11 protein-coding genes are annotated in these 9283 nt (G+C 68.6%); 9 read left to right on the top strand and 2 right to left on the bottom strand.

The features are described 5' to 3' along the window. Positions 1-111: 111 nt before the first annotated feature. The gene (locus ACFU9E_RS19640; RefSeq protein WP_380690224.1) at positions 112-1551 is read left to right on the top strand and encodes a transglycosylase family protein; all 1440 of its coding nucleotides are present in this window, start codon (positions 112-114) and stop codon (positions 1549-1551) included. 73 nt (positions 1552-1624) lie between these two features. On the opposite strand, the gene ACFU9E_RS19645 is transcribed toward ACFU9E_RS19640, so the two are convergent. Together ACFU9E_RS19645 and ACFU9E_RS19650 are read right to left on the bottom strand one after the other, a co-directional pair. Then, positions 1625-1816, bottom strand: a complete 192-nt coding sequence (locus tag ACFU9E_RS19645; RefSeq protein ID WP_380715204.1) for a hypothetical protein — start codon at positions 1814-1816, stop codon at positions 1625-1627. Next, positions 1806-2270 carry an ATP-binding protein gene (locus tag ACFU9E_RS19650; protein ID WP_380690132.1) on the bottom strand — a complete coding sequence of 155 codons (465 nt, stop codon included), beginning with the start codon at positions 2268-2270 and terminating at the stop codon, positions 1806-1808. Before ACFU9E_RS19650 ends, ACFU9E_RS19645 begins: the two co-directional genes overlap by 11 nt. A 141-nt stretch (positions 2271-2411) precedes the next feature. Here ACFU9E_RS19650 and ACFU9E_RS19655 point away from each other — a divergent pair, with 141 nt between their 5' ends. The 8 genes from ACFU9E_RS19655 to tgmC all read left to right on the top strand — a co-directional run bounded on the left by ACFU9E_RS19655 (position 2412) and on the right by tgmC (position 8898). Continuing rightward, on the top strand, positions 2412-3287 hold the full coding sequence (locus ACFU9E_RS19655; RefSeq protein ID WP_380690134.1) for a helix-turn-helix domain-containing protein: 876 nt from the start codon (positions 2412-2414) through the stop codon (positions 3285-3287). 2 nt (positions 3288-3289) lie between these two features. Beyond that, positions 3290-3475: a DUF397 domain-containing protein gene (locus ACFU9E_RS19660; RefSeq protein WP_380690136.1), complete on the top strand. Its 186-nt coding sequence runs from the start codon at positions 3290-3292 to the stop codon at positions 3473-3475. Between the two features lie 63 nt (positions 3476-3538). After that, entirely contained in the window at positions 3539-3724 is a 186-nt protein-coding gene (locus tag ACFU9E_RS19665; protein ID WP_380688216.1) for a DUF397 domain-containing protein, read from the top strand. A 291-nt stretch (positions 3725-4015) separates the two neighbouring features. Further along, entirely contained in the window at positions 4016-4282 is a 267-nt protein-coding gene (gene tgmA / locus ACFU9E_RS19670) for a putative ATP-grasp-modified RiPP (RefSeq protein WP_380688206.1), read from the top strand. Beyond that, positions 4282-5160, top strand: a complete 879-nt coding sequence (gene tgmB / locus ACFU9E_RS19675) for an ATP-grasp ribosomal peptide maturase (RefSeq protein ID WP_380688208.1) — start codon at positions 4282-4284, stop codon at positions 5158-5160. The genes tgmA and tgmB overlap by 1 nt, the downstream gene beginning before the upstream one ends. Before the next feature lie 655 nt (positions 5161-5815). After that, positions 5816-7369, top strand: coding sequence for a group II intron reverse transcriptase/maturase (gene ltrA / locus ACFU9E_RS19680; protein WP_380688210.1), 1554 nt, complete (start codon positions 5816-5818; stop codon positions 7367-7369). Positions 7370-7435: 66 nt separating this feature from the next. Further along, complete coding sequence (locus ACFU9E_RS19685; RefSeq protein WP_380688212.1) at positions 7436-7579, top strand: HNH endonuclease; 144 nt, start codon at positions 7436-7438, stop codon at positions 7577-7579. Positions 7580-7755: 176 nt separating this feature from the next. Continuing rightward, a complete protein-coding gene (gene tgmC, locus ACFU9E_RS19690; RefSeq protein WP_380688214.1) occupies positions 7756-8898 on the top strand; it encodes an ATP-grasp peptide maturase system methyltransferase in 1143 nt (380 codons plus the stop codon). Positions 8899-9283: the final 385 nt, after the last annotated feature.

Consider the following 9283-nt stretch of genomic DNA (forward strand, 5'->3'; position numbering starts at 1 on the left):
CCGCCCGCCGCCCGCCGGCCGCCGCCCGCTCCTGCTGTTTCTGCCGCTCGCACCGCCGTTCGCCACGCCGCCACGCCGCCCGCCGCACACCCCGAAGGGGAGCCCGCCACCATGGCCGCCATCCGCAAGAAGCCCGCGCTCACCGCCGCCGCCGTCCTGCTCGCCGCCCTCGCCGCCCCCGTCGCCCTCGGCACCGGCCAGGCCTCCGCCGCCTCGGTCGCCACCTGGGACAAGGTCGCCCAGTGCGAGAGCACCGGCAACTGGAGCGCCATCAACCCCGTCGGCCCGTACTACGGCGGACTCCAGTTCTCCCAGAGCACCTGGCTCTACTTCGGCGGCGCCCGCTACGCCCCCTACGCCCACCAGGCCACCAAGCAGCAGCAGATCCTCATCGCCGAGAAGGTCCTCGCCGTCCAGGGTCCCGGCGCCTGGCCGCACTGCAGCCCGGGTACCGGCCTGGCCACCGACCACGCCGATCCCTACCCGGCCACCACGGGCTACCCCGACCCGGCCACCCTGCCCGCCGGCACCCTGGTCAAGTCGCCCAACGGGCCGACCGTCAAGGTCCTCGTCAGCGGCGCCGGCCTGCCGGTGACCGGCTCCGACGTCGCCGCGGACGGCTACGACCTGAACAAGGTCGTCCTGGTCGACGACGCCCGCTTCAACGCCCTGCCCACCAACCCGCCGGAGGGCACCGTCGTCCACGACCAGGGCAGCGGCAACTCCCGCTACGTCGTCGTCGCCGGCGCCGCCCTGCCCATCTCCGGCGCCGACTGGACGGCCGCCGGCTACGACAAGCGCCCCGACATGGGCGTGCCGAGCAGCTTCCTCGCCTCCGCGGTCGCCGCCACCCTGCCCACCGGCCTGGTGATCCACGACCAGGCGGGCGGCACCGCCCGGTACGTCGTCGTCCGCGGCGCCGCCCTGCCCATCTCCGGCGGCGAGTGGACCGCCGACGGCTACAACACCCGCGCCGACATGGGCGTTCCCGGCGCCTTCCTCGCCTCCGCGGTCGCCACCACCGTGCCCACCGGCACCGTCCTCGCCGGCCAGTCCCTCGGCGACCCGAGCCGCTACGTGATGATCAACGGCAGTGCGCTGCCCATCTCCGCCGACGAGTGGACCGCCAACGGCTACAGCACCCAGCCCCTGCTGGGCGTGCCCGAGACCTGGCTGGCCGGCGCCGCCGCCAAGCCGCTCCCGAACGGCACCGTCGTCAAGAACGTCAACAACGCCGACCCCAGCGTCTACGTGATGGCCGGCGGTCAGGCCGTCCCGCTCACCCCCGCCGACTACACCGCGTTCGGCTACGACCAGCGCCCCCTGATGGGCGTGCCCGGCGCCTGGATGGCCGGCGCGGCTGCCAGGACCGCTCCGGCCGACGGCACCCTGCTCGTGTCGCCGGACAGCACCACCGTCTGGCAGGTCGTGGCCGGCGGCGGCAAGAAGGCCCTCACCGAGGCCGACTTCGGCCCGGGCAAGCTCAGCTTCTCCGACGTGGTCCGGGTGCCCACCGCCCTGACGGCCAAGCTCCCCACCGTCACGTCCTGACCCCTCGTCCCACAGCGCCCGGGCCGCCCAGCCAACCACGGCCGGGCGGCCCGTTCGTCGTCCTCCGTCGGGGTCAACGAGGCGGTGTGGCGGTGGAGGTGGCGGGACGGGGGGCGGGGTGGCGGTGGTCGCCGTGGTGGCGGGTGGTGAGGGGGTAGGCCCACGCCAGGAGGGCGAGGAGCAGCACGAACGGGAGCACGGTGCAGAGCGCGGCGCCGCCGGCGACGGCGGGCGGCGGTGCGCTATCGCGGGGTTCAGCGGGCATCGGTGAGGTCGAGTTCGGCCCAGACGGTCTTGGCGTTGGGGTGGCGGGGAACGGTGCCCCAACGGTCGGCGAGGGCGTCGATCAGCACCAGGCCCCGGCCGGACTGGGCATCCGAGGCGCTGCGGGCGGTCGGCAGGACCGGGAGGACGGGCAGGCGGTCGCCCCGGCAGTCCGAGACCTCGATCCGGAGGGTGGCGCCCCGGCGCACAAGGGTGGTGAGACGGAGGTGCAGCTCGAATCCGCGCCCCGCAACGCGACCGTGCCTGATCGCGTTCGACGCCAGCTCCGCAACGATGATCAGAGCGGAGTGGAACGGCTCACCGAACGCGGAATCGACTCCCCAGAGGGCGAGTTGGCGTCTCGTCACTTTGCGGCAGAGGCAGGCACCTTTGGGCGTGGCGTCGAGTGTGATGGTGTGACGGCGGGGGTTGTCGAGCGGGATTTCGGTCGTCATGGAGAAAATCGTGGCGGCCCGGACGTACGCTGACCACGAGTCCGGCGGGCACGGAGCGTGCTTGTCCGGACGCGGAGGGTCGGCCGGTCGGGGCGGCCCGGATCATTCGGTCGCATACACGTGTGAGCAGGGGTGATTCCCATGGTGAGTGGCGTCGAGCGCACGGTCTTCGACGACGGGGAGACGGCGGAGAACTCGGACGGGGTGGCCGAGTTCTACAGCGCGGTGGGGAAGTTGATGAAGATGTTCCGCGAGCGGGCGGGACTGACGCAGCGGGAACTGGCCGACATCATCGGCTACAGCGAGGACATGCTCGGCGCGGTCGAGCGGGGGAAGCGGACGCCGAGAGTCGAGATCCTGACGAAGGTGGACGACGCGGTGGGCGCGGGCGGGGCGCTGAAGCTCATCGCGGACGACGTGATGAAGGCGAAGATCCGGGTGAGTGAGCGACACCCCGCGTTCTCCAAGGCCTTCACGCAGGAGGAGTCGAAGGCGATCGAGATCCACGAGTACAGCAGCCTGTACATTCCCGGACTGCTGCAGACCGAGGCGCACGCGCGGGCCCTGTTCAACATGCGTCGGCCCTGGCTCTCGGTCGAGCAGGTCGACGAGTGGGTGGCCGCGCGCATGGCGCGGCAGGAGATCCTGAGCCGCTGGCCGCTGCCGCTCATGAGCTGGGTGATCGACGAGAGCGCGCTGCGCCGCCCGCTGGGTGGCTGGGACGTCCACCAAGCCCAACTGCACCACCTGCTCAAGGTCGCTGAGGTCCGTGGCCTGGAGTTGCAGGTCATGCCCCTCGATCGCACCGAGAACGCAGGCATGGGAGGGTCGTTCACCCTACTCACTCCCAACGGTCGCGCGCAGATCGCGTACGTGGCAGTCCAGCACATCAACAGGCTCATCACCGACCCGGTCGAGGTCCGTAAGATGGCTGCACGGTACGGCACCCTCAGGGGCCAGGCACTCACCATGAAGGAGTCCCTGACCCTGATCGAGAAGATTCTGGGAGAGCGGTAGTCATGGCCGAACTCGCGTGGTTCAAGAGCAGCTACAGCAGCAACGAGGACGCCCAGTGCGTCGAGGTCGCCGAGACCCCCGGCACCGTCCACGTCCGTGACTCCAAGGACAAGAGCGGCCCCCAGCTGGCCTTCGAGCCGGCCGCCTGGAAGGCGTTCGTGTCCTTCGCCGCGAACGCCGACGTCTGAAACACCACCCCACCGACGGCCCGCCGCTTCCCCAGCGTCGGGCCGTCGGCGCATCCTGAACCCATGACCGACCTGGCCTGGTTCAAGAGCAGTCACAGCAGCAACGAGGGCGCCGCGTGCATCGAAGTCGCCGAGACCCCCGGCACCGTCCACGTCCGCGACTCCAAAGACAAGACCGGCCCCCAGCTCACCTTCGACCCCGCCGCCTGGAAGGCGTTCGTGAACTTCGCCGCAGGCTACGACATCTGAGCCACCACCACGCTGGCCCGCCGCTCCCCCGCGGCGGGCCATTCTGCGTTCCCGGCACTCAAACGCCACGCCTGCCGACAAGAGACAGCTGGACGGCTTGGCCGACGGATTGATACGCCTTGAACAGTTGCTGACCCCGCACCACGGGGAGTACTCCTGGTAGCGAACCGACTACAGAACGGGGCGACCCGCCGAGGCGGGTGTTCCACCTCGGCCGGGATCGCACAACCCGGACACCTGGTCGAGCTGTTGATCCCGTCAGTACCACCAGCGAATTGGAGCGCAGCACAGATGGCAACCGCACCGTGGGGTACCACCCGCATGGGGCCGTTCACGGCCACCGTCCCGGTCCCGAAGTACCTGCCCACCATCGACCCCGAGACGCAGGTCGCCGTGTTCGTGGACGAGCACGGCCGCACCATCGAGATGGGCGGTCACGGCACCAGCACGAGCGGCCTGACGCCCACCACGACCACCCCGGGTGACGGGTCCGGCCCAGGTGGCGCGACCGATTCCGACACCACCGAGTCGTACGACCAGGACCAGAGTTCCGGCTGATGCGCGACAGCAGGTTGGTGCTGGTGCTGACCAACCCCTACGACGTGACAGCGGACATGGTGTTGCGGCTTCTCGCCGAGCGCCGGGTTCCCGTGGTCCGTCTCGACCCCGGCACCGACCTGCACGCGGGTGCCTCGCTGACCGCCACGTACCGCACGGGCGACCAGCGGGGCACCCTACGCACGGCGAGCCGGGAGATCGACACCACGCGGATTCGGTCCGTGTGGGTGCGCAGGCCCTCGCCCTACGAGGGGCCGCCGGAGTTGACCGGCCAGGACCGCCGGTTCGCCGCAGAACAGGCCCTGTGGGGCGCCGGGGGCATGCTCGCGTCACTGCCTGGCGCGCACTACGTGAATCACCCCTGGAACAACCGGGCCGCCGAGTTCAAGCCCGCGCAGCTCTCGACCGCGCAGCGCTGCGGGTTCCTGGTGCCCAGCACGGTGATCACCGACGACCCCTACGAAGCAAGGACGTTCGCCGCCCAGCAGTCCGGCGGAGTGGTCTACAAGCCGGTGTGGAACACGCTCTACCGCGTGGACGATCAGCCGCACAGCGTGTGGGTTCGGTCGGTGAGCGCGGCCGAGATCACCGACGCCGTGTCCGTCTGCCCCCACATGTTCCAAGCCAAGGTGGACAAGGCGTTCGACGTGCGGGTGACCGCCGTGGGCGGCCGACTGTTCGGAGTCCGGATCGACAGCCCCGATCTCGACTGGCGCTACCGTCAAGACCTGATGAGGTGCACACCGATCGAGGTACCCGCGTCGGTCGCACGTGCGGTCGCGTCCTATCTCGCCGAACTCCGTTTGCATTACGGCGCGTTCGACTTCTCTGTGACCCCTGCGGGTGACTGGTACTTCCTTGAGTGCAGTGCGACCTGAAGTCGCAAGATCTAGCGGCAGGTCCAGGAGGAATGGACCTGCTTCGGCCAAGTGATCAATGAGGCCGATCCCCTAGGGCGGGTGCTCGCTGGGTAACCGGTGGGTGCCAAGCCGCCTGACAGATAAGCCCCAAGGGCTGGCGGGCCATCGCCGGCCACAGGGCAAGGGGAAGACCCGAAGGGTGAGCGCAAGCGAACCCCCCGTGAGGACTCGTGAAGGAAAGCCGCGTCAATGGTGAGTAGTCGGCGGTACAGGACAACGGGCTGCGATGCCCGAAGCGGCGCGGGACCCTGCATTACCCCGTGTGTGATCACCGCTGTCCCGGGTTATAGGGGGCACCCTCGCGGGTCGCATCTAGATCTTGTGGAACAGGGAAACCCCGTAAGGGTCCAGCCCACCAGGGCTGGTAAGCCGGAGGTAACGAAGGTGAATCCCCTTGCGGGAACAGGATGTCCCGAGAAGCGAATGCTGCTAGGGCGACAAGCCCAGGGGAACCGGCGGGACTACGGCGCCTCGGCCGCCGCCCATAACCCGGCAGATACCGGACCGATGTCCGGAACCGAAAGGTAGCTGACGCGGGACAGGTGGACCTTTGGAGAAGCAGCGGGCATGACCCCTAACCAGGACGGATGTAGATACCGGAGGTGAAGGCGGAATGAGCAGCGAGCGTGAAGCGCAGGATGCCTCTCCGGGGACTGAAACCCTGGACGACGCGAAGTTCTGGCACAGCATTGACTGGGCCGAGACAGAGCGGAACGTGAGGCGACTGCGCCAACGCATCTTCAAGGCCGAACAGGAGGGGGACCCGAAGAAGGTCCGTAACCTCCAGAAGCTCATGCTGCGGTCCCGCTCCAACACGCTTTCCAGCGTGCGGAGAGTGACGCAGCGAAGCTTGGGAAGGCGCACCCCCGGCATTGACGGGGAACTGGCGCTGACGCCGTCGGAACGGGGTCGGTTGGTGAGGTCACTCGCCGAAGACCCGGCGGACGGAGTCAGGCCGGTGCGCCGCACACACATTCCGAAGGCCAACGGAAAGACAAGGCCACTCGGTATCCCGGTCATCCGGGACCGAGCCCAACAGGCCAGGGTGAAAAACGCCCTGGAACCCCAATGGGAAGCGCGTTTTGAAGGGCGAAGCTACGGCTTCCGTCCGGGGCGAAGCTGCCACGACGCCATCGGAGCGATCTTTTCGATCATCTCCGGAAAGAGTCGTCGGCGGTGGGTTCTAGACGCTGATCTGGCGAGCGCGTTTGACCGGATCAACCATGACCACCTGATGGGGGTCATCGGGGATTTCCCTGCAATCAGGGCGATCCACGGTTGGCTGAAGGCTGGCGTGATGGAGCACGGAAGGTTCGCACCGACCGAGGAGGGAACTCCAAAAGGCGGTGTAATCAGTCCGTTGCTGATGAACATTGCGCTACACGGAATGTTTGAGGCAGCGGGGTATCGAGACGATAGGTCGCCCGCCATGACGGCGAAGATGCCCATGTTGGTTCGGTACGCGGATGACTTCGTGGTGTTCTGCACCACAGAATCGGAAGCGCTGGCAGTGAAGGATCGTCTGGCCGCCTGGCTGGAGCCGAGGGGCTTGGCCCTGAACGAGGACAAGACCCGCGTGGTCAGTCTCCGGGAAGGGTTCGACTTCCTTGGGTTCAACATCCGGCGGTACCCGAACGATAAGACGCTGATCAAGCCGAGCAACGACGCTGTGAGACGCATCCGGAAAAAGGTCAAGGAGATCACGGTACGTCTGCGCTCTGCGCCGACGACCGTGGTAATCAATGAGCTGAACCCGGTCGTCAAGGGATGGGCCACCTACTACAGGGGGGTCGTCTCCTCGGAGACGTTCTCTCGTCTGGATGGGTACATGTGGGAACGCATGTACAGGTGGTCAAGGCGCAGGCATCCGATGAAGTCTTGGGGCTGGATCAAGACCAAGTATTTCGGGAAGCGTGCCCCTTGGAGTGAAGACCGCCACGTGTTCGGGGATGATGAGACAGGGAAGTTCCTGCACAAGTTCGCTTGGACCAAGATCGTCCGGCATACCCTGGTAAAGGGAAGGGCATCCAAAGATGACCCCGAGCTGGACGAATACTGGGCCGGGCGGATCCGGAAGCGGCCGTATCCACAGGTAGAAGGCAAGAACGTTTACCTGGCGGCAAGGCAGAAGGGTCTGTGCCCGCTGTGTGGGCTGGACTTGATTTAAGGTGCTGGTTACGAACCGGAGCACGTCCGTGAATGGGCGTCCTGGTTCGAAGCGAAGCGCCGGACAGTGAACGCCCACCATCTCACTTACCGGTCACAAGGCGGCTCTGATGACCCGTCCAACCTCGTGCTGATCCACGCGGAATGCCACCGGCAGCATCATGCGGCCGACCATTCCCACGGCCCAAGGAGAGCCAATGTTCGGCCCTAGTGGTCTGCTTGAGCCGGATGCGGTGAGAGTCGCACGTCCGGTTCTGAGGGGGGACTCTGGTCGAGAGGCCAGGGTCCTACCCGACACCCGAACGGCCAATGGGCGTGGCAGCCGGCGCATACCACCACCGCCATCGCCCAAGCTCTTGCCGACCAACTGGAGAAAGGCCCCGACACGTGAGCACATCGGCTCAGTTGCGCAGCGCCCTGACGGAAAGCCTCGCCGAGGACGGCACCCTCACCGGACCCGAGTGGCGCAGCGCGGCCGCCGCGGTTCCCCGCGAGCTGTTCACGGGGTCCTACTTTCTTCCGGTGGCGGGCACCCTGCCCACCAGCTACCGACCCGTCCGCGAAGGCGAGCCCGGGTGGCTGGAGGGTGTCTACTCCGACCAGACGCTGATCACCCAACTGGACGGGCGGGTCAGGCCCGACGACGTGACCGAGGACGCCGTGACCGGCTCCCCGTCGTCGTCGTCCACCTTGCCGTCCCTGGTGCTGCGGATGTGGCAGCAGCTCGGCACGGAGGCCGGTCACCGGGTGCTGGAGATCGGCACCGGAACCGGGTACTCGACCGCCCTCGGCGCGCACCGCCTCGGGGACGCCAACCTGACCAGCATCGAGTACGACCCGGTGGTCGGCGGGGCTGCCGCCACGGCGCTCAAGGCGGCCGGGTTCGCGCCCCGGCTATTCATCGGTGACGGGCTGCGCGGCGCCCCACAGGATGGGCCGTACGACAGGCTCATTGCCACGTGCTCGGTCCGGTACATTCCCATGCCTTGGCTGCACCAGGTGAAGCCCGGCGGGAAAATCCTGGCCACCCTCTCCGGGTGGAGCTACGCCAACGCCCTCGCGCTGCTCGACGTGACCGGCCCCGGAGAGGCCGCGGGCCGGTTCCTCCCCGGGTACACGAGCTTCATGATCGCCCGGCCGCACGACCGGCCGCCCCGCGCGACGCTGGCCCTGCTGCCCGGGGAGGAGCGTCCGAGTCAGATCGACCCCGCGAAGCTCGACAACTGGACCGGAGGTTGGATCGCGCAGCTCGCGGCTCCCTCGGCCGAGCGCATGGGAGCGGGAGCCGAACAGATCCTCTGGGACGTGGCCACCGGTTCGCAGGCGCGGACCACGCCCAACCCTGACGGTGGGTGGACAGTCGTCCAACGCGGTCCCGTCCGCCTGTGGGACCGGGTGGAACGGGCCGTGCAGCGCTGGCAGGCCGCCAACGAGCCGCACCAGGAACGGTTCGGGATCACGGTCTCGGCCGCCGGCCAGCGGGTCTGGCTCGGCACCGAGGCCGGGCCGGGCTGGAACCTGCCCATCTGACGCCGTCCGTCCGGACTCCGCCGCGAACTGCGACGTCTGAAACAGCACCGTCCCGGGGGCCCGCCGCTTCCCTGCGGCGGGCCGTCGGCGAATCCTGATCCCATGCCCGCCCTGGGCATCTTCGGTTGCACGGGCCTCGTGCGGTTGCCGCTGTCACCCGCCCTCGCCGTGGCCCTCCCCGTCCTCCTCTGGGTGATCACGACCGCTGCCCTCACGGCGACCGTCGGGAAGTCCTGAACCTCCCCGAACCACGGGCGTGGGGGGGGGGGGGGGGGGGCGGCGCCCCCCCCCCCCCCCCCGGGGGGGCGCGCGAGAACATGGGAGCGGCCGTCCGGGGGGGCGCCCGGGGGGCCGACGGGTTCCGCGCCCAAAGAGGGGGGGCGCG

It is taken from the genome of Kitasatospora sp. NPDC057595 (assembly GCF_042800875.1).
Lineage (GTDB): Bacteria > Actinomycetota > Actinomycetes > Streptomycetales > Streptomycetaceae > Kitasatospora.

Coding starts and splice junctions, on each gene's coding strand:
- ACFU9E_RS19645 (WP_380715204.1), bottom strand. CDS start 1,816: ATGCCCGCTGAACCCCGCGATAGCGCACCGCCGCCCGCCGTCGCCGGC.
- ACFU9E_RS19655 (WP_380690134.1), top strand. CDS start 2,412: ATGGTGAGTGGCGTCGAGCGCACGGTCTTCGACGACGGGGAGACGGCG.
- ACFU9E_RS19665 (WP_380688216.1), top strand. CDS start 3,539: ATGACCGACCTGGCCTGGTTCAAGAGCAGTCACAGCAGCAACGAGGGC.
- ACFU9E_RS19640 (WP_380690224.1), top strand. CDS start 112: ATGGCCGCCATCCGCAAGAAGCCCGCGCTCACCGCCGCCGCCGTCCTG.
- ACFU9E_RS19660 (WP_380690136.1), top strand. CDS start 3,290: ATGGCCGAACTCGCGTGGTTCAAGAGCAGCTACAGCAGCAACGAGGAC.
- ACFU9E_RS19650 (WP_380690132.1), bottom strand. CDS start 2,270: ATGACGACCGAAATCCCGCTCGACAACCCCCGCCGTCACACCATCACA.
- tgmA (WP_380688206.1), top strand. CDS start 4,016: ATGGCAACCGCACCGTGGGGTACCACCCGCATGGGGCCGTTCACGGCC.
- tgmB (WP_380688208.1), top strand. CDS start 4,282: ATGCGCGACAGCAGGTTGGTGCTGGTGCTGACCAACCCCTACGACGTG.
- ltrA (WP_380688210.1), top strand. CDS start 5,816: ATGAGCAGCGAGCGTGAAGCGCAGGATGCCTCTCCGGGGACTGAAACC.